Raw genomic sequence first — 21,952 nt, forward strand, 5'->3', positions numbered from 1 at the left:
GATGTCCTCACCCAAAGCCGCTTCCAAACCGTAGACGACCCCGGAACCGAGGTGAACGACGAACCTCTGGAACTCAGCGCCTAACCCCTAAACCCAACAAAACGAAGGAAACCCCGCCACACCACCTAAAGGGACTTGACCCGTTCGTATTCCGAAGTATGTGTTGGAGCAGGCTCTTGATGAGTGTTTCAACTTCTTGTGCTGCGGCGCCAATCTTGACTGTGAGCTCCAGTTTCACGCCCAAACGACTACTCTTCGCCACGAATGGGATCCGGGACTCGCCAAAGATGACGTCGACTCCCTTCCCTGCCTTGCGAAAGTTGGAACTGGCACGGCAACGCTCTCCGAAAGCGGATAGCCAGAACTAGGCGTTCCAAGGTAAGAACGCAATTGCCGTGGAGGTTGCTGGTGGATCTAAGTAGGCCGTCCACGCGGTGGCCGAGGGGATAATCCGAGGACGTTGATCCATCGGGGCGCCTTAGTCCGATCAAGACTGCTCGCCGGGGACATGTGGTTCGCGTGTTTTTACGAATTCGGCTATTATACCACGCCAGACTTCCCTGAGCCTACCTATCAGTGAGATCTAGTTCAAAGATTGGCATTCTCGCATTCGTTTCACGTGAAACACCTGAACGCATTGCACAAACGTGTGTCGAAATTGTGCCGAAACGTGTCGGCGGTACTGCGCTGCACTCGCCGTGCGCTAGGAAGGGTGTTTGAGCGTGTTCGGTTCTCGCCGATGTGCCTATCGATTCCAATGGTGGTCTTTGTGAGGTTAAAAGGTCAACGGTGAATGAAATCTGCGCTTAGCTGGGTATCTCGTGCTTCATAAGTGCCGTCTCACGTTAATATTTTGGTTTTGCTCGATCGACACGACCACAGATCTGCGTTGATTTGGATGCGTCTCGGAAGATCACTTGAGGCGCTTCAGGTGCCAGTCTGCTGCCGTATCGTTTCACGTGAAACATTGACGTGGACGTCTGTCGCTCTGCCTCTAGGATCCGCCACATGAGCACGAAAGATCTATGCGCTCGTAATCGATCACGCGATTTTAGATGGAATTTGCGCCAGAAGTATGCCGGAGGCCTCAATTTGTGACCCGCCCGTTTCACTCGAAGCGCAGCTAATGATTCGCGTGAAACGGGGCGGAGCTATCTTTCCTCTAGCCGGCTGCGCTACCCCAGGCGGACAATCTCTTGATTCAGTTGGCCAAAATGTTTCGTCCGGCTGACCGGCTGATGGGGTTTAGAGTGCAATCTTGTCCAGTTCGAACCCACGGGGCCTTCAGTGATTTGCGCTTTGCTGTGAGTTCGGGGCGTTCCAAACGTGATTGAGTTCGAAAACTTGCATACCGAACGAACCGCGATATGTTTCACGTGAAACATATCGCGGAAAAGTCTCGACGACAGACAGGCGAATCACATTGAGGCGCCTATAAGACTGCTTATCCACACCCGGGAGGGCGCTCACCTGAGAAAGTGCGGACTCCGTTAGACTAGGAACTCTAGATGACCATAAGGAGTCAATGTGGCAGATCCCAGACGCGAAGCGGAACGGCGCAGAAATGCACACCCGCCGAAGCGCAGCTTCCAAGACCAGTTTTCTGATGATACGTCTCCGGTTGGAGCTGAGCTCGTCCGTGATCGTGAGACCCTAAAAAGCCTTTCTGGCAAGAAGCTACCGAAGCCACAGGAAACTCGGATCATGACCGTCGCCAATCAAAAGGGCGGGGTTGGCAAAACAACCACCGCGGTCAACGTCGCAGCAGGTCTAGCTCTTGGCGGGTTGCGAGTCGTGGTCATCGATGCGGACCCCCAGGGGAATGCGTCAACTGCGCTCGGCGTCGATCATTCTGCCGGCACGCCATCCCTTCACGACGTCATTATCGGCGATTTGTCCATTTGTGATGTACTGAAAGAGTGCCCCCACGTAGAGAATCTGTGGGTCGTCCCGTCGACGATCGATCTGTCGTCCGCTGAGATTTCTCTCGTGCTTGAAAATGGCCGCGAGTTCCGACTCAAGAACGCCATCGACGAGGCCGATCTCGACGTCGATTACATCATCATTGACTGTCCGCCGAGTTTAGGCTTGCTCACGCTGAACTCCCTGGTCGCTGCGAAGGAGGTACTCATTCCCATACAGACTGAGTACTACGCCCTCGAAGGTCTTACCCAGCTGATTAATACGATCAATGTAGTGAAGCAGTCAACGAATGCGGAACTTGAAGTATCAACCATTCTGCTCACGATGTATGACAAGCGAACTAACCTGGCCCAGGAAGTCGCCAGCGATGTGCGAGCACACTTCCCGGAGGAGACCCTAGACGTCGAGATTCCACGAAACGTTAAGATTTCCGAAGCCCCAAGCTACGAGCAGACGGTTCTTACTTACGATCCACGGTCGGCGGGCGCTGTTGCGTACCTCGCTGCCGCGCACGAAATCGCACAAAGGCATTAATCACGCGCCACGATGACGTGGCCCCACGCATTGGAGTTGCAACATGGCAGAAAAAAGAAGAGGTCTCGGCCGAGGATTGGGCGCGCTGTTCCCTGAGGAACAGAAGGAAATAAAGAGTCGCGCGATAGACGTGTTCTTCAGTTCACCTCAGGCACCCGCGGAGGAACAAGGCTCTGACCTGCGGAAACGGCGAGAAGATACGGCAGAACCGGCCGGTGAAAAGTCCGCACGTACGGAGCAGGTACAGGAGAATCCTGACGGGCAGCCGGACGCGCAGAAGACTCCCGCGAAGGCAACAGCGCAGAAGAAGGCGCCCGGGAAGTCGGCAGCAAAAGGAACGTCCACCAAGAAGGGTGCGACCGCGAAGACTGCGACCTCGAAGAGCACTGCCGGCGCGAAAGCGAAGGAAACAGGCAAGGCCGCGAAGACGCCGTCGTTGACTCCGGCGACGAACCAGTCGTCCGCAGATGAAGGACTCGTACCGGTTCCGGGTGCCACGTTCGGGGAAATCGTCGTCAATGAGATCATTCCGAATACGCGGCAGCCGCGAGAGATCTTCGACGAGGATGAACTTCAAGAACTCGCAGACTCGATCGGGGAGGTCGGAGTACTCCAGCCGATCGTCATTCGTCCTCTGTCGGAGCCCGTGGCCGATGCCCCCGAGGCGCGCTACGAGCTCATTATGGGCGAGCGCAGATGGCGAGCTTCGCAGCTGGCCGGAAAAGAAACGATTCCGGCAATTGTTCGCCGGACCGAGGATTCGGATCTCCTCCGAGACGCACTGTTGGAGAACCTCCACAGGTCGAACCTCAACGCGCTCGAAGAGGCGGCCGCGTATCAGCAGCTTCTCGACGACTTCCAGTGCACGCAGGAGGAACTATCCCGACGCATCGCGAGGTCGCGTCCGCAGATTTCCAACACGCTGCGCCTACTCAAGCTGCCTCCTCTTGTGCAGCGTCGCGTCGCGGCGGGTGTTCTTTCCGCAGGTCACGCGCGTGCGCTGCTCGGTCTTCAGGATCCGGCTGCGATGGAACGACTCGCGCAGCGCATCGTTGCCGAGGGATTGTCTGTGCGCCAGGTCGAGGAAATTGTGGCGATTGGCGACGACACGACGCCCTCGCGCCCACATGGGGCACGCCGCGGCCGGCACGAAGAAGAGCTCAACGAGCTCGCTGGCCGCCTGTCTGACCGATTCAATACCCGAGTCAAGGTCAACCTTGGCGTCACCAAGGGGCGAATCGCCATCGAGTTCGCCACGATTGAAGACCTCAACCGGATTCTCGGCAACCTTGACGAGGAAAAGGTGGACGTTGAGGACGGGTCGGCCGCGAACTAGCCGACTGGCTGGGACCTCGCCCGAGCCGTTACTACGCCCGAGCCGTTACTTCTGCCCTTCGTCGGCGGACACGGCCGCCGTCTTGAGGATGTCGAGGTAGATATCGTCGAGTGAGCGATCTTGTTGGCGGGCCATCGCCGCGGCAGCCTGCGGAAAGATCGACGTCTCGGTCATGCCCGGCGCGATGTTGACGTCGAGGAACCAGGCCTCGCCGTCGTCGTCGACGATGATGTCGGTACGAGAGTAGTGGCGCAAGCCGAGCGACTCGTGAACGGCTTCGGCCATCTCCATGACCTTCTTGTGCGTCTCGTCGACGTCGTTTTCGATGATGTACTCGACGCGCCCGGGGTTGTACCGAGCGTCGTAATCGTAGGGGCCGGTCGCGTTGATCTCGACGGGAGGCAGCGCCTTCGGGCCGTCGCCGAGGTCAGCCACGGCCACGCCGAACTCGCGCCCGGAGATGTACTGCTGGATGAGCGCTACCTCGCCGTAGGCGAAGCAGTCGACCATCGCCCCGGGGAGCTGCGCGCGGTCCTCGACGATCGATAGGCCCATGGAGGAGCCCGCCTGGGTCGGCTTGACGACCAGCGGGAATGAGAAGCGATCTTCCACCAGATTCAAAATATTTCCGACGCCGACCTCGCGGAACAGTGTCTGGGGAAGCGCGGTCGAATCCGGAACACGTAAACCGGCCTTCGCCAGCACCGACGATGCAACGGACTTATCCGAGGCCAAGCGGCACCCGTACGATTCGGTCCCGACGAACGGCACGCCTGCGAGAACGAGGAGATCCTGGAGCGAGCCGTCTTCGCCGATCGATCCGTGGACGAGCGGCCACGCGACGTCGGGCTCGATGGCGTCCAGGCGCTGGAGGAGTTGGGCATCGACGTCGAGAACCTTCGCCTGAATGCCGGACGTTCGCAGCGACTCCGCCACGCGACGGCCAGAATTCAGCGAGATCTCGCGCTCGTGGGTCAGGCCGCCTGCAAGAACTGCAACAGTCATCGGTCCCATGTTTACCTACCTTAGATTTGAATTCGGTGTTTCGACGCCGGTGTCGGTGTGCCGGTTGGGGTTGCCAAACATCTCCACGGTCTCGAGCTCGCTCTCGATCACGGTGGACAGCCTGCGCACGCCCTCCTCGATGCGTTCGGGCGTGGGGTAGCAGAAGGAGAGTCTCATGTGGTCCGAGCCCTGACCGTCTGCGTAAAACGCGGTACCTGAAACGTAGGCAACAAGGTTGGTAGTTGCGCGCGGGAGCATGGCTTTCGCGTCGATGCCGTCGGGAACCTTCACCCAGGTGTAGAAGCCGCCCTCGGGAACGTTCCACGAGGCCTGCGGCAGGTACTTGTCCAGTGCGGCGGTCATGGCATCGCGACGCTCGCGATACATGGAGCGGTACTCCTTGATCTGCGCCATCCAATCGTAGGTGCGCAGGTACTCGGAGATCGATAGCTGACCCATCTTCGTCGGCGAAAGAACGGCGTTTTCATTGGCAAGGACGAGGCGCTGCGTCACGGCGTGATTGGCGAGCGCCCAGCCCACGCGGTACCCCGGAGCGAACGTCTTCGAGAACGAGCCGAGGTAGATGACGCCGTCGGGATTCAGGCGCTGAAGCGGGGTCATCGTCTGGTCGTTGAATCCCAGCATGCCGTAGGGATTGTCCTCGAGAATGAGCACGTGGTGGCGCTCGCAGATCTCCACGATCTGCGGCCGGCGCTCCGGAGACATCGATACTCCGGCGGGATTATGGAAGTTCGGTACCGTGTAGAGGAACTTGACTTCGCGGCCCTCGCGCTCGAGCTTTGTCAGGGTGTCCTCGAGCGCCTCGGGAATGAGCCCATCCTTGTCGAGCGGCACGTGAACCACATTGGCCTGATATGCGCGGAACACACCCAGCGCACCAACATACGACGGCGCCTCGGCCACGATCACATCGCCCGGGTTAATAAAGATCTGGGTGATGATGTCGAGTGCCTGCTGGGAGCCAGTGGTAATCGTGATGTCATCCGGATGCGCGCGAATGCCCTCGGGGCGCATGATCTCCACGATCATCTCGCGCAGTTCCTCTTCGCCCTGGCCGCCGCCATACTGCAGCACCTGCGGGCCTCGCTCACGCAAGAGCTTCGCCGTCATCTCGGCAAGGAAATCGAGCGGCAGCCCCTCAATATTGGGCATGCCACCGGCAAGCGAGACGACTTCGGGGCGGTTCGCCACCGCGAACAGGGAGCGCGTCTCGGACTGCTTCATCCCAAGCGCTCGGTCAGCGTAACGATCAAACCAGGGGTCAAGGCGCGTGCCCGAACCCGTTGATGCATCCAGTTTGCTCGCGATACGCGAATCGTTCATTGGTCTCCCGGCTTTCGATCGAAGTCAGTTAGACGTTACCACCGAATTTGGCCGGATTGATTGAACGATATCGACGACTTCGCGTTCCGAAGTTAGGCCTGAAGCCCGGCGAGGTACTCCTCGGCGTCCAGCGCTGCCTTGGCTCCCGTGCCGGCGGCCGTGATGGCCTGCTGGTAGTGGGAGTCGACGACGTCGCCACAGGCGAAAACGCCCGGGAGCGAGGTTGCCGTGGAAGGTTCGTCGACGACGATGTAGCCGGCGTCGTCGAGCTTCAACGCGCCCTGAAGCAACTCGGTACGCGGCTCGTGGCCGATGGCAACGAACATGCCGGAGACGGGCAGGTCGCTCGTTTCGCCGGTCTCGTTGTTGCGCAGGGTGAGCGATTCGAGCTTGGTCTCGCCGTTGATCTTTTCCACAACGGAGTTCCAGTGCATGACGACCTTGTCGTTCGCGAGCAGACGATCGGCCATGATTTGCGAGGCGCGAAGCTCGTCGCGGCGGTGGATCACGTGCACGGTGGAGCCGAAGCGCGAGAGGAACTGGGCCTCGGTCACGGCGGAATCGCCGCCGCCGATCACGGCGATCTCGCGGTCCTTGAAGAAGAAGCCGTCGCAGGTGGCGCAGTACGAGACGCCCTTGCCGGTGTAGAGCTCTTCGCCCTCGAGACCGAGCTTCTTGTAGTCCGAGCCAACGGCGAGGATGACGGCGCGGGCGAGGTAGGTTTCCTCGTCGGTGCGGATCTCCTTGACGTCGCCGTCGAGCTTCATCTCCACCGCGTCTTCGTAGCGCATGTCGGTGCCGAAGCGCACGGCCTGCTCTTCAAACTTCTGCATGAGCTCGGGGCCCATGATGCCCTCGGGCCAGCCGGGGAAGTTCTCGACTTCGGTGGTGGTCATGAGCGCGCCACCGGCGTTGAGGGTTCCCGCGAGCAGGACGGGGTTCAGGCCAGCGCGTGCGGTGTAGATGGCTGCCGTCCATCCGGCGGGGCCGGAGCCGACGATAACGACGTCGTGAATCTTGGTCACAATTCCTCTTTCTCAGGTGCCTGCGTCGAGGCGCCTCTCGTGTGCTCTAGTTCAGTGTGCTCTAGTTCAGCGTGATCTCGTTGAGAATGATCTGGTTTCCACCCGATGCATTCTGCGGAAGTTCGGTAATCCAGATGACGAACGAGCTCGCCGTGAGTGGCTCCTCGAGCGTCATGGTCGTCGGGTTTCCGGCGATCGGCCCTTCGGCCACCACCTTGCCTGACGATGGTGCATCTAGAACGGTATCGCGGATCTGAATATTCCCGCCTGTGCCGGCGACGTCGAGGACGACCTCCGTCACCGTGGCCGGCTCGGCCAGCTCAATGTGGAGGCCGATGCCCGACATCGGGTCCATTGTGGAGGAGACGTACGTCCACGATTGCCAGGCGGTAGCAGGATTTCCGTCGACGGCGTTGGGTACCGTTCCCGGGCTGTCCTGTTGCGCTGGGTCGATTCCCGCAATCATGCCCGCGTCGGGGGAAACGAGCGTGGCCGAAGCGATGACCGGTTCCGCGGCGGGTGCCGGTTCGGGTTCGCCGCCCGGCTCTTCGCCGGGTTCGCCTGCCGCCGGGTCCTCGGGCGCCGCGGTGGTGATGTCGGAATCGGGATTCGTGAGCGTGACCGGGTCGAACGGCGCCGTAAGGGCGCGGAAGCCGATCCAGCCGAGCGCGATCACGGCGATGGCGAAGAGAGCGAGCACGACGCGAGACGCGTCGAAGGTCCGGCCGCGCTCCTCCTCGTAACTATCGAGCGCCGCGGCGCGGGCACTGGCCTTCTCACGGCGGGCCTGTTCGGACGCTGCGGCTTTGTTGGGATCGAGTTTGGGAGTGCGGATCTTCCGCTGCGGTGTGGCGGCTGCGCTCGCGGTTGCTGCGGCTGGCGCAGCAGCAACGAAAGGAAAATCGTCGTCGAAGCGTTGTGCCAGACTCAGGCGCTCGGGATGCTCGCGGTGCTCGGTTTCGTCCAGGTGCACAGTCTCGTCCAGATGCTCTGTCTGGTTCAGGTCTTCGGGCGGCACCGTGCCGTCGGCTGCCTCGTCGGAGAGTTCGATCGGTGTGATCGCCACGGTCTCGTCCGTTGCGTCGGAGGGCTGGGTGGTGCCGGCAAACTCGGACTCGGGTGCTGCGGCTTCCGGCTCAGGTTCAGACGGAAGCGGTTCGGGCGTCGGAACAGTCGATAGACCCGGCCACGCAGCGGCGACGCCGGTTTCGACGTTGCTGTCAAGTCCGAGCTCCTCGTCAATGAGGGCCTTGACCTCATCGGGAGTGGACGCTCGCGGCTGTTCGCTGGTTGGTTCGGAGGCCGGCTCGGTCTGTTCGCCAGCCGACTCCGCCTCTTCACCGGTCGACCCAGTCTCCTCACTAGCTGCTTCCGCCTCTTCGTCGGCTGCGGAGTCAGCCTCGCCATCGACCCCGAGGTCAGCAAACTCTTGGGTTGCGTCCGGGTCGGGGCCATCGGACACGGCAACGGCCGCAGCGGCACCCGCCGGTCCAGCGAGCGCCGGCCACTGCGCCGGGAGGGAGGGCCGGCCGGAATCGTCGTCGTAGAAGATGAGGGTGTCGTCGCTGGTGGGCGCGGCGTCGTCGACGGTGACCGTGTCGGAGAACTCGAGCGGCTCCGGATCGCTCGGATCGGGAAGCGCGTCAAGGTGGATGTCGCCCCACGGCACGAGGCGGCGCGTGAGGTCGGAGGGGGACGCCGCGCCGTCGCCGTCGCGCTCGTTCGCCAAGGTCGTGGCCACGTGCTGGGGAAGATCGAGGTTCGCCGCATCGGCGATGGCGGCGTCGTGCTCGGAGGGATCGGGCAGGTCGCGGCCCAGCAGGAGCGAGGCGAGCAGGACGGTCAGGCCGCGCGCCTCATCGCGATCGATCTCGGAAGCATCCTTCGACGTATCGGCGCCGACCAGCGCCGCGTACACGCCAAGGCCGTCGACCACCACGTCGCCCTCCGGCGTCAGGAAAATCGCCTCCGCCTTCGGATACAGGTGGCGCACCCCGCGGCGTGCACCGGTCGCAATCACGCTGGTCACCTCGCCGATGATGGCGTGTACCTGATCGGCCGGCAGTGGCTCGCCCGTCAGATAATCGGCAAGCGGACGGCCCGGCGGGATCTCGGTGATGTAGGCGTGGTCGGCGTCGGCAACAACCTGCACGATGGCAACCAGATGCGGATCCGACACGAGAGCGGCTCGGCGCGCGGCGTCGGCAACTGCGCCGCCCTGATCGGCGTCGGGATCAATGACGACGGCGCGAACCTGGCGCGCCAACGCGATGTCACGAGCGATCCACGCCGTGGCGTTGCCGAAACTGGGCTGGTACTCATATGGACGCGCGAGGTCGAAGCGCCCCGCGATCCGCTGCCCTGCCCGCGCGTATGAACTGCTCACTCGTCAACTCCCGGTGTCATCCACATAGTTCTGCCAAGTCTATCTCTCAATGGGACTTCCTAGCGTCTCATCGCCTTGTCGCCGCAACAAAATCGTCCGGCTCCACGGGCTCCGATCGGCGCCCGTCGCGGATCGAGCGGATCAGGCCGATGAGGAAGACGGCCGCCACGAGCCCGGCGATGACCACCGTGCCCACATTCTCCCAATCGGCGCGCACCCGCACGTGCAGTGTATCGGGGCTTCCCACGAGGTCGCCCGCCGCGTTGGTCACCATCACGTCCACGTCCACGTTGCCCGAGCCGCGCGCTTCGACGGGCACGGACACGGTGGTGGTGGCAGACGCCGGCAGATGCACCTCCACCGGCGCGGGCGCCTCGAGGCGAATATCGGGAGTATCGAGGTGAACGACGACGTCCACCGCCGCCGTAAACTCATTCGTCACCTGAATCGGCAGTGCCGAGCTCTCGGAGATCATATTGATCGTCGACGACGTATTAACCGTTATCGCCGTCATCTGCGCCTGCGTGGGGGCGAGGCCGATGATGTTCGCGTTGCGCCCGGAGGGGTCGGCGCGCCACGCGATGGACAGGAGCCGGTCCGCGCGGTCGGCGGCCTCGGCCACGAGCTCGCCGCCGTCCTCGAAGACCATGGCGAGCTTCTCGAACTCGGCGAGGCCCGCCTCGATGCGGTCGAGATCCTCGGCGCTGATCGCACCCTGCAGGAGCGCGTCGGTCTCGACGAACGCGCGCTTGACGGACGAGCGCTCGCCGCCCGCGATCTGCGAGAGCGACGACGGTTCGATCCACGGGGCGTCCAGCATGGCGAGGGCGGCTTCGCGCGCCGCCTCGTCGCTATCGCGTTTAACGACGACGGCGACCGGGCGCGGATCGTTCGGACGCTGGCGGTGGTGAACGGCGGACAGCGCGACGGCGACTTGGCGCGAGTCAATCGTGTCGAGCTCGAGGCCCGGGAAGTCGCCGACGATGAGGTTGCCCGCGAGCGCGGAGCTCATCGCGGAATGCGTGGCGATGGCGGGAGTCTCCTCGGGCAGCGCGATCGTGGTCAGCGCGCCCGGGGTGTAGGTGAGGGCGTCGACGGGTTTGAACACGGCGTCGGGAATGAGGAGCATCATCTCGAGGTCGGCCGCGAACTCGATCGTTTTTAGGCTCGGCGCGCTCGCGGGAAGGAAGACGGACTCGTCCACAAATTCTTGCGCCTGCGCGAGGCGGCCGGCGTCGGCGAGAGCCGCGATATCGGCGTCGTACATGGGAAGGGAGAGCCGCTCGGCGGTTGCGGGGCGGCCCGGGAAACGTGGGTCGGCGATCATGGTGACCCCGTCGTGGTCCCAGGAGTCGACGAACGCGGCTGCACTGCTGTCTCCGGTGTTGTCCGCGTTGTCGTCGTCGCTGGCGTCGTGCGAGAGGAGGATGTTGGCCGGGTCATCGGCGACGATGCTGCGGTCAACGCCCGGCACGACGACGGTGGCCGGGTAGGGCGTGACCGGGTGGTCGGTGGCCGCGACGATCATCGTGCGGTCGGAGACCGTATCGGAATCGGTGACGGCGCGGACCTCGATGCCGCGTGGGCCCCAGGTGAATTCGGCGGTGGCCCACGGCAGGTACTCGCGGTCGATGGTGAAGGTGTGGTTCATCGTGCGGCCCGGCAGCACCCGCATGTCGGCGGGGACCGAGGCGATGAAGCGCGCGGGGGAGACGCCGTCCATCCAGTAGTAGACGGACGTATCGGAGATGGCGGTGCTGGATTGGGCGAAGAGATCGAACTCGTGGACAGTGACGGGTTCGGAGCCGTTGTTGGTGTAGGCGATGGTGAGGGTCAGATCGTCGCCGACCTCGAGCACGGGTTCGGAGACGTCGGTGATGGTGAGGGTGTCGGCGGCATCATCACGCGTGGCCGCTGCGGGCGCTGCGGGCACTGCGGTCATAAGCACGGTGGCCATGAGTACGGTGGCCATGAGCATCGCGGCGACGCGCGCCGCGCTGGAGCGAACCGCGGCCATGCGTAGGCGTCTCATTGATCGTCCCCGTACAGTAGCGCTCGGGCCATTCCGATGATGCGTCGCTCGTTGGGGTAGGCGAGTCGGGCTGAGACCTTGTCGATCCGCACCCATTCAACCTTTTCTGCCTCTTGGTCGGGATCGTTATCCACAGTCAGGTGCCCAGAGAGCGCCTCGAGGAGGAAGTGGTGGACGATCTTGTGGACGCGCCGGTCCGTGCCGGAAAACCAGTAGTCGATGGACGACAGGTGCAGCAGCACCCGCCCGAAAATGCCCGTTTCCTCAGCAACCTCGCGCACGGCCGCCTCTTCGGCGGTCTCGGCGCCCTCGAGATGGCCCTTGGGAAGGCACCATTCGAGGCGCCCGCCCCGGTTCCGCCGCGCGATGACGGCCACGTAGGCATGCCCGTGTTGGACCGAGACGATCACGCCACCGGCCGACGTCTCATTGACGACCGGCAACGGACGCCGATGGCGAACCACCGTGCGTCTTCGGCGCGGGCCCTTCGGGGGAGGGGCCGGAAATCTTCTCGACATAATGTATCTACTGTAGTGATCTAGGTCTGCGGGTATGCTTTCGCGCTTGCTTATCTGGCACCCTTAAGGGGTGAGAAACAAACGCGAGACCACTTCCCATCAGACGACGGCTAGCGCTGACGTCAATCAGCGTGCCCAGCTTCTCGGTCAGGGACAGCGAACCCTGGCCGAGCTGCCGCAGGCAATTGTTGAACTGGGATCTATTTTCGCACGTTCTGGACACGAATTGGCATTGGTTGGTGGCCCAGTTCGCGACGCTTTCCTGGGACTGCCGGTTCATGACTTCGATTTCACGACGTCGGCGCGCCCGGATGACACGCAGGCTCTGCTTGATGAGTGGGGTGATTCGACGTGGGATGTCGGGAAGGCTTTTGGCACGATCGGCGCGGCCCGAGACGGGCTCGTGGTCGAGGTGACGACCTACCGGACGGAGAGCTACGTCCCGTCGTCGCGCAAGCCCGAGGTCGTCTACGGCGATACGCTCGAGGGCGATCTCACGCGCCGCGATTTCACGGTGAACTCGATGGCCGTGCGCCTTCCGGAGATGGAGCTCGTGGATCCCACCGGCGGGCTGGACGACCTGATCGACGGCGTGCTGGAGACGCCGGCGCCCGCGGAGCAGTCTTTCGACGACGACCCGCTGCGCATCATGCGCGCCTGCCGCTTCGTGTCTCAGCTCAACTTCTACGTGTCCGAATCGGTCATGAAGGCGATGTCGGACATGGCCGATCGCCTCGAGATCGTCTCGGTCGAGCGCGTGCAGGCCGAACTGGAACGGCTCATGATCGGACGCAACCCGCGCGCGGGCCTCGAGCTCATGGTCGAAACCGGTGTTGCCGCCGTCGTGCTCCCCGAGCTTGCCGACCTTCAGGAGACGGTGGACGAACACGGCCGCCACAAGGACGTCTACGAGCACACCCTCACCGTGCTCGACCGGGCGATTGCACTGGAAACCGACGCCGACGGGCCGGTTCCGGGCCCGGATTTCGTGTTGCGGTTCGCGGCCATCATGCACGATATCGGCAAGCCCGCCACGCGCACGTTCGAACCCGATGGCACGGTCTCGTTCCACGCGCACGACATCGTTGGGGCGCGCATGACGCGCAAGCGGATGAGGCACCTGCGTTTTGATAAGGCGACGACGAAGGCCGTCTCGCGACTCGTGGAGCTGCACCTGCGCTTCCACGGCTATGGCGAGCAGAAGTGGTCGGACTCGGCCGTGCGCCGGTACGTCACCGATGCGGGCCCGCTGGTCGAGCGCCTGAACCGCCTGACGCGCGCGGATGTGACCACGCAAAACCGCCGCAAGGCGCGGTGGCTCGCGGCAGGGATGGATGACCTCGAGCGCCGCATCGCCGAGCTCAAGGAGAAGGAAGAGATCGACGCAATCCGCCCCGATCTGGACGGCACGCAGATCATGGAGTTGCTCGGGCTGACCCCCGGGCGCGAGGTCGGTAAAGCCCGCGCCTACCTGCTGGAGCTGCGAATGGAGGAGGGCCCGCTCGGCGAGGACGAGGCCACGAAGCGCCTTCTTGCTTGGTGGGAGACTCAGCGCGATGAGTGACGGAGCTAGCGAGCACGGCGAGGTCCACCGCCGCGAGAAGCTCGGGCTGATCGACCAGCTCAGATGGGTGATGCGGTATCCGAAGTACCGCAAGCTGCTCGCGATCCGTCTGGTTTCGCAGGCCGGCGACGGCATGTTCCAGGTCGGGCTCGCCACGCTGTTCTTCTTCAATCCCCAAAACGCGACGACGGCGGGCGGTGTGGCGGCCGCGTTCGCGGTGCTGCTGCTGCCGTTCACGATCGTCGGGCCATTCGCGGGGCCGCTACTCGATCGATGGAGCCGACGAAATGTGCTCCACTACGCGAATCTCGTGCGCGTGGGGCTCGCGCTCATCCTGGCGGTGCTGATCTTCGCCGTGCCCACGCACTGGGTGATCTACGTACTCGCGCTGGTCACGCTCGGCGTGAACCGATTCCTGCTCTCCGCGCTCTCGGCTGGCCAGCCGCACACCTTACCCACGCACCTGCTGGTCATGGCAAATTCGATCACGCCGACTTTGGGCTCCGTCTCGGCGGTGCTCGGCGGTGCGCTCGGGCTCGTGCTGAGTTGGGTCTCCACCGAGGCGCTGCGCAACGCGATTGCGCTGGTCATGGCCGCGATCATCTTCGCGGCGGCGGCCGTGTTGGCGCTGCGGCTGGAGCGCTGGGAACTCGGCCCGGACGAGAAGCCCACGACGAGCCTCACACAGGATTTCCGCAAGGTACTGCGCAGGATGACCGACGGCGTCGTCTATCTCACCCGGCGCGGAACGCCCATGTACGGGCTTGGCATCATGGCAATTCACCGGTTCCTGTACGGCGTGAACTTCATCGCGCTGCTGCTTATTTCGCGAAATCTGCTGTCGGATCCGATGGACGCCGACGCCGGCCTGGCCACGTTCGCACTGGTGGCGGGGGTGTCGCTGGTCGGTAACGGGCTGGCGATCGTGTTGACGCCGACGATGTACCAGTGGATGTCGCCGTCGACGTGGATCCTCGCGTGCCTTGGCATCTCGGTCATCTCGCAGGCGCTGCTCATCGTCACCTACCGTGCGCCGCTCATTTTCGTCTCGGCAATCTTGCTGGGGCTCGGGGTGCAGGGCGCGAAGATCGCCGTCGACACCATTGTTCAAGCCGATACCGCCGACGCCTACCGCGGGCGCGCGTTCGCACTGTACGACATGATGTATAACGCCGCCTTCGTGGGCGCCGCCGTGCTCGCCGCGCTCGCACTGCCCGATACCGGCTGGGCGCCCGGCGTCTTCGCAGGTCTCGCCGCCACGTACGTGCTCGCGGCGGGCTGGTACTGGGTCAAGGTGAAGGGCGTGAACTTCCGCCCGCGGGCGGTCGGGGCCGACTCGGTGTAGGCGCGCCGTATGAGGGTGGCTTCATATGAAAGTGAGAAGATAGGTTCATGACGAACGAGGATTCGGAGATCACCGGCGAACGTGCAGCGAGCGGCAGCTCTCCCGCGGGTTCAGGCGGCAGCTCTCCCGCAGGTTCAGCCGCCGGCGCGCCCGTAGCGGGCACGCCGGAACGTGAAGCCACGAGCGATCACGCGTCGGACGACAAGCGCAAGTCCGTCGTCGACGAACCTGCGATCGCGCACCCAGAAGACACGGAAACGTCCGGGTTCATGATCCTCGGGGTGCTTGCCCTGATGGCCGTCGTCGGCGCCGGGCTGCACAGCATCGCCCCGGTGTTCACGCCGATCTTCTTGGCGCTGACCCTCGTCTTGGCCGTTCGCCCAGTGGGTCAGAAGATGATCGCGAAGGGCTCGCCGGCGTGGCTGGCGGCGATGGTCGTCATCCTCGTGCTGATCGTCATCGTGTTCGGCCTGCTCGGCGTGACGATCCTGCTGCTCACGCCCGTGCCGCAGACGCTCATGAACTATTCAGTGAACTTCGAGGCCACCACCAATCAATTCCTTCAGTGGCTTGCCGACCGCGGCGTGGAAAACCTCGATCTCACCAACTTCGTGGACCAGATCAACTTCAACTCGATCATCGGCTTGGCGTGGGAGCTCGTCGATCGGATGTCCTCGTTCGGCGGGCTCATCGCGATCGTCATCGTCGCGGCCTTCTTCATTACGATCGATACGACGATCACGAAGCGGCGCTCGGCGCTCGTCGGCAAGCGGCACTCGAACCTTAGCCGCGCGATGTCGGACTTCGAGCGACGCGTGCGCTCGTACTGGATCGTTTCCACCGTATTCGGCCTGATCGTCGCCGTTATCGACGGATTCGCCCTGCAGGTCATGGGCATCCCGCTCGCGTGGACGTGGGCGTACTGGGCGTTCATCACGAACTACATCCCGAACATCGGCTTCGTGATCGGCGTGTTACCGCCGATGGCGATGGCGCTACTCGACCAGGGCTGGCAGTCGATGGTGTGGGTGCTCGTGCTCTACTCGGTCATCAACGTGGTCATCCAGACCTTCATCCAGCCGAAGTTCACCGGCGACGCCGTGGGCCTGTCTCCCACTGTGACTTTCATTTCCCTCGCGCTGTGGACGAGCATCGTTGGTATTCTCGGATCCATCCTTGCGGTGCCCCTCACACTGTTCTTTAAGGCTTTGCTTGTAGACTCCGATCCGCGCGCCAGATGGCTGGACGCGTACCTCATCTCCGAAGTGCACATCGAGCGCAAGGAGAAGCAGGGAGTTTACCGGATGCCCGAGGAGGACGAACCCCGGGCACCCCGGCGGAAACTACGCTTGCGGGCGCGAACTCGGCGAGCGAAGAAGTGAGTTCATATGGCAAGAAAGACACGGTCGGCCGGCGGGCAGGCCCGCAAGCAGGCACAGCGCAGCCAGGGCGCGCGTAAGAAGCGCCGCGGCAGCGGCTATCCGCGCGCGGGCATGGGCCCGATCCGGCGCTGGCTCCCGTCGTGGCGGGTTGTGCTCGCGACGTTCCTTGCCTTCGTCACGCTCGGAATCGGCGGCCTAGTCGGCCTCTACGTCACCACCGAGATCCCCGAAGCCGACGAGTTCGCCCTTGCCCAGCGCACGACCGTCTACTACACGGACGGCGAGACGGAACTGGGCGCATTCTCGGAGCTCAACCGCTCCTCCGTTCCGCTCGACCAGATTTCGACGGACCTCCAGCACGCCGTCATCGCCTCGGAGGACGCCTCGTTCTACGAGAACGCCGGCATCGACCTGCGCGGCATCGCCCGCGCCCTGTGGAACAACATCCAGGGCAAGCCGCTTCAGGGCGGCTCGACGCTCACCCAGCAGTACGTTGAGCGCTATTACATTGGAACGACGACGTCGTTGCCCGGCAAGGTCAAAGAGGCCATTTTGGCGATCAAGATCGATCGCGAGCAGTCCAAGGACGAGGTCCTCGAAAACTACCTGAACACGATCTACTTCGGCCGCGGCGCCTACGGCGTGGAGGCTGCGGCGCAGGCGTACTTCGGGGTGTCGGCGGCGGAGCTCGACCTCGGGCAATCCGCGATGTTGGCCGGCATCATTCCGGCGCCCTCGGCGTGGGATCCGTCGGTGAATCCGGACCGGGCCGAGCAGCGCTTCGATCGCGTGCTCGCACTCATGGTCGAGGAAGGCTGGATTACGCAAGCCGATGCCGATTCGGCGTCGTTCCCCTCGGTTCTCGAACCGGATAACGACAACGCGTTTGCCGGCACGAACGGCTATCTCATGGACGCCGCGCGTGCGGAACTTCTGGCGAACGGGTTCAGCGAGCAGGAGCTCGCCACGGCCGGGTACAAGATCATCACGACGATCAATCCGCAGATGCAGCAAGCGGCCGTGGACGCCGTCGCTGGTCTGCCCGAGGATCGCCCGGAGAACAACCACGTTGGGCTGCTGTCGGTTGACCCGCGCAACGGCGAGATTTACGCGATGTACGGCGGCCCGGACTACCTGGAGCGGCAGCGCAACTCGGCCACTCAGGATCGGGCGCAGGGCGGTTCGACGTTCAAAGCATTCGGTGTGGTCGAGGCGATGGATCAGGGCATGTCACCCGAGGAGACCTTCGATTCGCCCGCGCAGTACACGGTGGATAACCCCGGCGGCGAGGACATCGTGTTCAACAACGTCGACCAGCGAAGCTACGCGGACGTGCCGCTCACGGAGCTCACGGCGCGCTCGCTCAATACCGGATTCATCGAGCTGAACGAGGAGCTCGGCCCGCATAACACGATGGAGATGGCGATTAAGCTCGGCCTGCCTGAGGGCACCCCCGGTCTCGACGCCGGGGTTGGCAACGTGCTCGGGTCGGCTTCGCCCACTGGCGCGGAGATGGCTAGGGCGTTTGGCACACTGGCCAATGAGGGTGAGCGGGTGACGCCGCACATCGTGCGCGAGGTGCTCGACCGTGACGGCAACCGGCTCTACACCGGGGATACGTCGAGCGAGCGCGTGATCAGCGCCGAGACGGCGCAGCTGTCCACCTACGTGCTCAGCCACACGCTCCAGCCGGGTGGCACCGGCGCCGACGCGGCGCTTCCGGGCCGGCCGGCGGCGGGCAAGACGGGGACGTCGTCAGGCCCAATGTCCGCGTGGTTCGCGGCGTACGTGCCGCAGATGGTCACGGTGGTCGATATGTACGCGATCGCCGATGACGGCTCCGAGGCCGTGCTCGAACCGTTCGGCGGGCTTTACCAGATTGCCGGCGGAAACCTGCCCGCGCAGGTGTGGCACGACTACATGGTGGCGGCCACGGAGGGCATGGAGGTTATCGAGTTCCCGGATGTCACCTCGTTGCTGGCCGACCGCAAGCCGACGCCGACGTATGAGCCGCCGACGTATGAGCCGACGACTGAGGAGCCCACCGAGGAAGAGACCACGGAGGAACCGACCGAGGAACCGACGGAAGAGCCGACGACGCCGGAGCCCACCGAGGAGCCGACGACGCCGGAACCGACTGAGGAACCAACCGAGGAACCAACTGAGGGACCGACGGAGGGGCCCACGGAGACGACCCCGGAGGACCCGGAGAATAACAACGCTGGTCGAAGCGGGGGCCCGCCGGGCAGGCCGGATAATCCCGGAGACCGAGGGAACAGATAGCGTGTTATCCACATGTGGCGAAGTGCGCATGAATAAGCCACAAACTTTGGGCTAGACTGGGTTGCTGTCTGTCATTTCACGAGCTGATGCGAACGCGGATGCACGTGGGTGACAGCGCATGACCCTCCTGTCACGGAAGGACCGTGACCGCCAAGACCAAAGGAGGTGGGTATACATGCGTCAGTACGAGATGATGATCATTCTCGATCCTGAAGTGGACGAGCGCAACCTCCAGCCCACGCTGGATACGATGCTTTCCGTCATTACGGACGAAGGTGGATCCCTCGACAACGTGGACATCATGGGTACGCGTCGTCTTGCCTATGAAATCAATAAGAAGACCGAAGGTATTTACGTCGTCATTTACATGACCGTCACGCCTGATACCGCCCGCGAACTCGACCGCCAGCTCGGCCTTAACGAAAACGTTATGCGCACCAAGCTGCTGCGTTACGAGCCCGCTCAGGCACAGGCCGACGAGTAAGAAGGAGCCCAGACATGGCAGGCGAACCAATTATCACAGTCGTCGGTAATCTCACTGCAGATCCCGAACTCAAGTACGTTGGCTCGGGTACGCCAGTCGCTTCCTTCACGGTCGCTTCGACCCCGCGTACCTTCAACCGCAACACCAACGAATGGGAAGATGGCGAAGCCATGTTCATTCGTTGCTCCGTGTGGCGAGACTACGCTGAGAACGTCACCGAATCCCTGGCAAAGGGCATGCGCGTGGTCGTTCAAGGCAGGCTCCAGGTTCGTAACTACCAGCGCAATGACGGCTCGCAGGGCACGTCTGTTGAGATGCAGGTAGACGAAGTTGGCCCCTCGCTCCGTTACGCAACGGCACAGGTCACCAAGACCTCCGGCCGCGGCGCCGGCGGTGGCGGCTACAACCAGGGTCAGCAAAGCCAGGGCTTTGGGCAGCGAGGTCAAGCTTCTTACAACGCGCCGCAGGGTGGCTCGGGTCAAGACCCGTGGGCTCAGCAGGCGCCAGGTGGATCGGCTTTCGACGATAACCCGCCGTTCTAGCGCGATCCACACACATTGGTTTCCCGGGCCGAGCCTCGCGCTCACACCGGAATTTGTTCACAGAAATAGAGGATTCAACCATGGTTGCAAAGCCTGTTTTGCGTAAGCCCAAGAAGAAGTCGAACCCGCTCAAGGCTGCGAAGATTGAGAAGGTCGACTACAAGGACACCGCAACACTCCGTAAGTTCATCTCCGACCGCGGCAAGATTCGTGCTCGCCGCGTCACCGGAGTCACCACGCAGGAGCAGCGTCAGATCGCACGTGCAGTGAAGAACGCACGCGAAATGGCACTTCTGCCGTTCTCCAGCTCGAACCGCTGAGGAAGGGGATAGACAATGAAGATCATCCTGACTCACGAAGTTGAGAAGCTCGGCCAGCCCGGCGACGTCGTCGAGGTCAAGGACGGCTACGGACGTAACTACCTGATCCCGCGCGGCTACGCCACGGCGTGGACGAAGGGTGCGCAGCGTCAGATCGATCAGATCAACGAAGCACGCCGCCGCCGCGCCACCGAGGACATCGAGTCGGCACGCGAGTCGCGCGAAGCGCTCGAAGGCAAGACGATCGAGATTTCCAAGACCGCCGGGTCGAATGGCCGCCTCTTCGGCGCCGTCACGACCAAGGACGTCGCAGAGGTCGCCTCGGAGCTCACCGGCAAGACGATCGACCGCCGTCAGGTTCACCTGAACAGCGCGATCAAGTCGGTTGGCGAGTACACCGGTTCGGTCAAGCTTGGCGAGGACATCAACGCCAACATCAAGATTGAGGTCGTAGCCGAGTAATTCGGACTATCTCGCAAAGGGCGCCCGGGGTCATCCCCGGGCGCCCTTTTTGGTTCGGCAGCGGTCGCTATCCGGCAGCAGTATTTATCCGGTAGCAGTCGCTATCTAGCACTACTGCGGACCATCGAGCCCCATCCACGCATCCTGCCGCACGCGCCAGAGCATCGTGCCACCGCGGACAGCCATGAAAAGCACCGCGTACCCGACCCACAGCAAGATCATGCCGCTCGTGCCCCAGCCCGCGCCCGGCCCGATAAAGAACAGTGCCACAGGAGCGAACGCCACGAGCGCGACGATCATGTACCCGGCCAGCTTCTTGGTATCGCCGGCGCCGATCAGCACGCCGTCGAGCATGTACGCCACCGCCGCGATCGGCAGCGCGGCGGCGGTCACCCACATCGCTTGGGTCGCAAGCCACGCGACGTCGTCGTCGATCGTCATAATCCGCGGGACGACGAACGCGAGCCCCGCGGCCACGACGCCGAGCGCCACGCCCACGCGCAAGCCGTACACGAGGTTTCGCCGTAGGACCAGGCGCACGCGCTCGCGGTTGCGCGAGCCGAGGCCTTGGCCGACGAGGATTTGCGCGGCGGTGGCCAGCGCGTCGAGTCCGTAGGCGGCGAAGTTCCACATCGTCATGACGATCTGGTTCGCGGCGAGGGCGAGGGTGCCGAGCGAGGTTGCCGCGGAGATTTGCAGGAGGATCGCGCCGCGTAGGGACAGCGTTCGGATGATGAGCGGGACGGCGTCGGTGAGGGATTTCAGGACGCCGGCGCCGCTGGGTTTCAGGGAGACCGCGTGCTCCCGCGCGAGGCGGTTGACGACGGTGGCGAGGTAGGCCGCCATGAGCGTCTGGGCGATTGCGGTGCCGAGGCCCGCCCCGGCTACGCCGAGTTGCGCGACGTAGATGAGCGTGGCGTTGAGCGGGATGTTCACCAGTGCGCCGGCGGTGGCGGCGATCAGGGGCGTGCGCGTGTCCGCGAAGCCGCGCAGCGTACCGTTTGCGGCGAGGACGAGAAGCATGCCGGGCAGGCCGATCGCCGACGCCCGCGCGTACATGACCGCCTGGTCGAGCACCGCGGGTTCCGGCCCGAACCATCCGAGAATCGTGGGCGCGAAGGCGGCGAGTACGCCTCCAAGAACGACGCCGAGGCCGAGGCCGAGCCACATTCCGTCAATCCCTTGGCGCAGACCCTTGCCGGGCTCGCCAGCGCCGACGAACCGGGCGGTGGCCGCCGTCGTCGCGTAGGACAGGAAAATGCAGATGCCGACGAGCGTCGTGAGCACGGTGGAGGCCAGCGACAACCCCGCCAGCGGATGTGTGCCAAGCCGGCCGACCATCGTTGTGTCGACAGCGATGAGCAACGGCTCGGCAAGCAGCGTTGCGAGGGAAGGGAGGGCGAGCTTCCGGATCGACCGGTCGATATCGCGCGAAGGTTCTGCCACGGCCCAAGTATCGAGCGGGCG

At 63.5% G+C, this 21,952-nt stretch carries 17 protein-coding genes; 10 read left to right on the plus strand and 7 right to left on the minus strand.

The window, feature by feature from the left end:
* The first annotated feature begins 1,527 nt into the window (after positions 1 to 1,527).
* The gene (locus ACHFFR_RS03915) at positions 1,528 to 2,457 is read left to right on the plus strand and encodes a ParA family protein (protein WP_394262970.1); all 930 of its coding nucleotides are present in this window, start codon (positions 1,528 to 1,530) and stop codon (positions 2,455 to 2,457) included.
* A 43-nt stretch (positions 2,458 to 2,500) separates the two neighbouring features.
* Entirely contained in the window at positions 2,501 to 3,793 is a 1,293-nt protein-coding gene (locus ACHFFR_RS03920) for a ParB/RepB/Spo0J family partition protein (protein WP_394262971.1), read from the plus strand.
* Between the two features lie 45 nt (positions 3,794 to 3,838).
* Here the strand turns inward: ACHFFR_RS03920 and ACHFFR_RS03925 are convergent, their stop codons facing one another.
* The 6 genes from ACHFFR_RS03925 to ACHFFR_RS03950 all read right to left on the minus strand — a co-directional run bounded on the left by ACHFFR_RS03925 (position 3,839) and on the right by ACHFFR_RS03950 (position 12,103).
* Positions 3,839 to 4,798 (minus strand): D-alanine--D-alanine ligase, encoded by a 960-nt coding sequence (locus tag ACHFFR_RS03925; protein ID WP_394262972.1) that lies wholly within the window; start codon positions 4,796 to 4,798, stop codon positions 3,839 to 3,841.
* Between the two features lie 15 nt (positions 4,799 to 4,813).
* Positions 4,814 to 6,142: a PLP-dependent aminotransferase family protein gene (locus ACHFFR_RS03930; protein ID WP_394262973.1), complete on the minus strand. Its 1,329-nt coding sequence runs from the start codon at positions 6,140 to 6,142 to the stop codon at positions 4,814 to 4,816.
* Between the two features lie 92 nt (positions 6,143 to 6,234).
* A complete protein-coding gene (gene trxB, locus ACHFFR_RS03935; RefSeq protein WP_394263008.1) occupies positions 6,235 to 7,170 on the minus strand; it encodes a thioredoxin-disulfide reductase in 936 nt (311 codons plus the stop codon).
* Positions 7,171 to 7,228: 58 nt separating this feature from the next.
* On the minus strand, positions 7,229 to 9,553 hold the full coding sequence (locus ACHFFR_RS03940) for a hypothetical protein (RefSeq protein ID WP_394262974.1): 2,325 nt from the start codon (positions 9,551 to 9,553) through the stop codon (positions 7,229 to 7,231).
* A 67-nt stretch (positions 9,554 to 9,620) separates the two neighbouring features.
* Positions 9,621 to 11,585: a DUF6049 family protein gene (locus ACHFFR_RS03945; protein WP_394262975.1), complete on the minus strand. Its 1,965-nt coding sequence runs from the start codon at positions 11,583 to 11,585 to the stop codon at positions 9,621 to 9,623.
* Positions 11,582 to 12,103 carry an NUDIX hydrolase gene (locus ACHFFR_RS03950; protein WP_394262976.1) on the minus strand — a complete coding sequence of 174 codons (522 nt, stop codon included), beginning with the start codon at positions 12,101 to 12,103 and terminating at the stop codon, positions 11,582 to 11,584. Before ACHFFR_RS03950 ends, ACHFFR_RS03945 begins: the two co-directional genes overlap by 4 nt.
* Before the next feature lie 163 nt (positions 12,104 to 12,266).
* On the opposite strand from ACHFFR_RS03950, the gene ACHFFR_RS03955 reads away from it, so the two are divergent.
* From ACHFFR_RS03955 to rplI, 8 genes are all read left to right on the plus strand, one after another.
* Positions 12,267 to 13,667, plus strand: a complete 1,401-nt coding sequence (locus tag ACHFFR_RS03955; RefSeq protein ID WP_394263009.1) for a CCA tRNA nucleotidyltransferase — start codon at positions 12,267 to 12,269, stop codon at positions 13,665 to 13,667.
* Positions 13,660 to 15,012 (plus strand): MFS transporter, encoded by a 1,353-nt coding sequence (locus ACHFFR_RS03960; RefSeq protein ID WP_394262977.1) that lies wholly within the window; start codon positions 13,660 to 13,662, stop codon positions 15,010 to 15,012. The genes ACHFFR_RS03955 and ACHFFR_RS03960 overlap by 8 nt, the downstream gene beginning before the upstream one ends.
* 47 nt (positions 15,013 to 15,059) lie before the next feature.
* Positions 15,060 to 16,394: an AI-2E family transporter gene (locus ACHFFR_RS03965; protein WP_394262978.1), complete on the plus strand. Its 1,335-nt coding sequence runs from the start codon at positions 15,060 to 15,062 to the stop codon at positions 16,392 to 16,394.
* Positions 16,395 to 16,400: 6 nt separating this feature from the next.
* A complete protein-coding gene (locus ACHFFR_RS03970; protein ID WP_394262979.1) occupies positions 16,401 to 18,677 on the plus strand; it encodes a transglycosylase domain-containing protein in 2,277 nt (758 codons plus the stop codon).
* Between the two features lie 175 nt (positions 18,678 to 18,852).
* On the plus strand, positions 18,853 to 19,161 hold the full coding sequence (gene rpsF / locus ACHFFR_RS03975; protein WP_394262980.1) for a 30S ribosomal protein S6: 309 nt from the start codon (positions 18,853 to 18,855) through the stop codon (positions 19,159 to 19,161).
* Positions 19,162 to 19,175: 14 nt separating this feature from the next.
* Entirely contained in the window at positions 19,176 to 19,703 is a 528-nt protein-coding gene (locus tag ACHFFR_RS03980; protein ID WP_394262981.1) for a single-stranded DNA-binding protein, read from the plus strand.
* Between the two features lie 80 nt (positions 19,704 to 19,783).
* Positions 19,784 to 20,023 carry a 30S ribosomal protein S18 gene (gene rpsR / locus ACHFFR_RS03985; RefSeq protein WP_394262982.1) on the plus strand — a complete coding sequence of 80 codons (240 nt, stop codon included), beginning with the start codon at positions 19,784 to 19,786 and terminating at the stop codon, positions 20,021 to 20,023.
* Between the two features lie 15 nt (positions 20,024 to 20,038).
* Positions 20,039 to 20,485, plus strand: a complete 447-nt coding sequence (gene rplI, locus ACHFFR_RS03990; RefSeq protein WP_394262983.1) for a 50S ribosomal protein L9 — start codon at positions 20,039 to 20,041, stop codon at positions 20,483 to 20,485.
* A gap of 111 nt (positions 20,486 to 20,596) precedes the next feature.
* Here rplI and ACHFFR_RS03995 read toward each other — a convergent pair whose 3' ends face one another.
* Entirely contained in the window at positions 20,597 to 21,931 is a 1,335-nt protein-coding gene (locus ACHFFR_RS03995) for an MATE family efflux transporter (RefSeq protein ID WP_394262984.1), read from the minus strand.
* Between the last annotated feature and the right edge of the window lie 21 nt (positions 21,932 to 21,952).

It is taken from the genome of Trueperella sp., assembly GCF_043424875.1.
Classification (GTDB): Bacteria; Actinomycetota; Actinomycetes; order Actinomycetales; family Actinomycetaceae; genus Trueperella.

Excerpts from the sequence above, each read along its gene's own strand:
- ACHFFR_RS03920 (WP_394262971.1), top strand. The coding sequence starts at position 2,501 with ATGGCAGAAAAAAGAAGAGGTCTCGGCCGAGGATTGGGCGCGCTGTTC.
- ACHFFR_RS03925 (WP_394262972.1), bottom strand. The coding sequence starts at position 4,798 with ATGACTGTTGCAGTTCTTGCAGGCGGCCTGACCCACGAGCGCGAGATC.
- ACHFFR_RS03930 (WP_394262973.1), bottom strand. The coding sequence starts at position 6,142 with ATGAACGATTCGCGTATCGCGAGCAAACTGGATGCATCAACGGGTTCG.
- ACHFFR_RS03945 (WP_394262975.1), bottom strand. The coding sequence starts at position 11,585 with ATGAGACGCCTACGCATGGCCGCGGTTCGCTCCAGCGCGGCGCGCGTC.
- ACHFFR_RS03950 (WP_394262976.1), bottom strand. The coding sequence starts at position 12,103 with ATGTCGAGAAGATTTCCGGCCCCTCCCCCGAAGGGCCCGCGCCGAAGA.
- ACHFFR_RS03960 (WP_394262977.1), top strand. The coding sequence starts at position 13,660 with ATGAGTGACGGAGCTAGCGAGCACGGCGAGGTCCACCGCCGCGAGAAG.
- ACHFFR_RS03965 (WP_394262978.1), top strand. The coding sequence starts at position 15,060 with ATGACGAACGAGGATTCGGAGATCACCGGCGAACGTGCAGCGAGCGGC.
- ACHFFR_RS03970 (WP_394262979.1), top strand. The coding sequence starts at position 16,401 with ATGGCAAGAAAGACACGGTCGGCCGGCGGGCAGGCCCGCAAGCAGGCA.
- rpsF (WP_394262980.1), top strand. The coding sequence starts at position 18,853 with ATGCGTCAGTACGAGATGATGATCATTCTCGATCCTGAAGTGGACGAG.
- ACHFFR_RS03980 (WP_394262981.1), top strand. The coding sequence starts at position 19,176 with ATGGCAGGCGAACCAATTATCACAGTCGTCGGTAATCTCACTGCAGAT.
- rpsR (WP_394262982.1), top strand. The coding sequence starts at position 19,784 with ATGGTTGCAAAGCCTGTTTTGCGTAAGCCCAAGAAGAAGTCGAACCCG.
- rplI (WP_394262983.1), top strand. The coding sequence starts at position 20,039 with ATGAAGATCATCCTGACTCACGAAGTTGAGAAGCTCGGCCAGCCCGGC.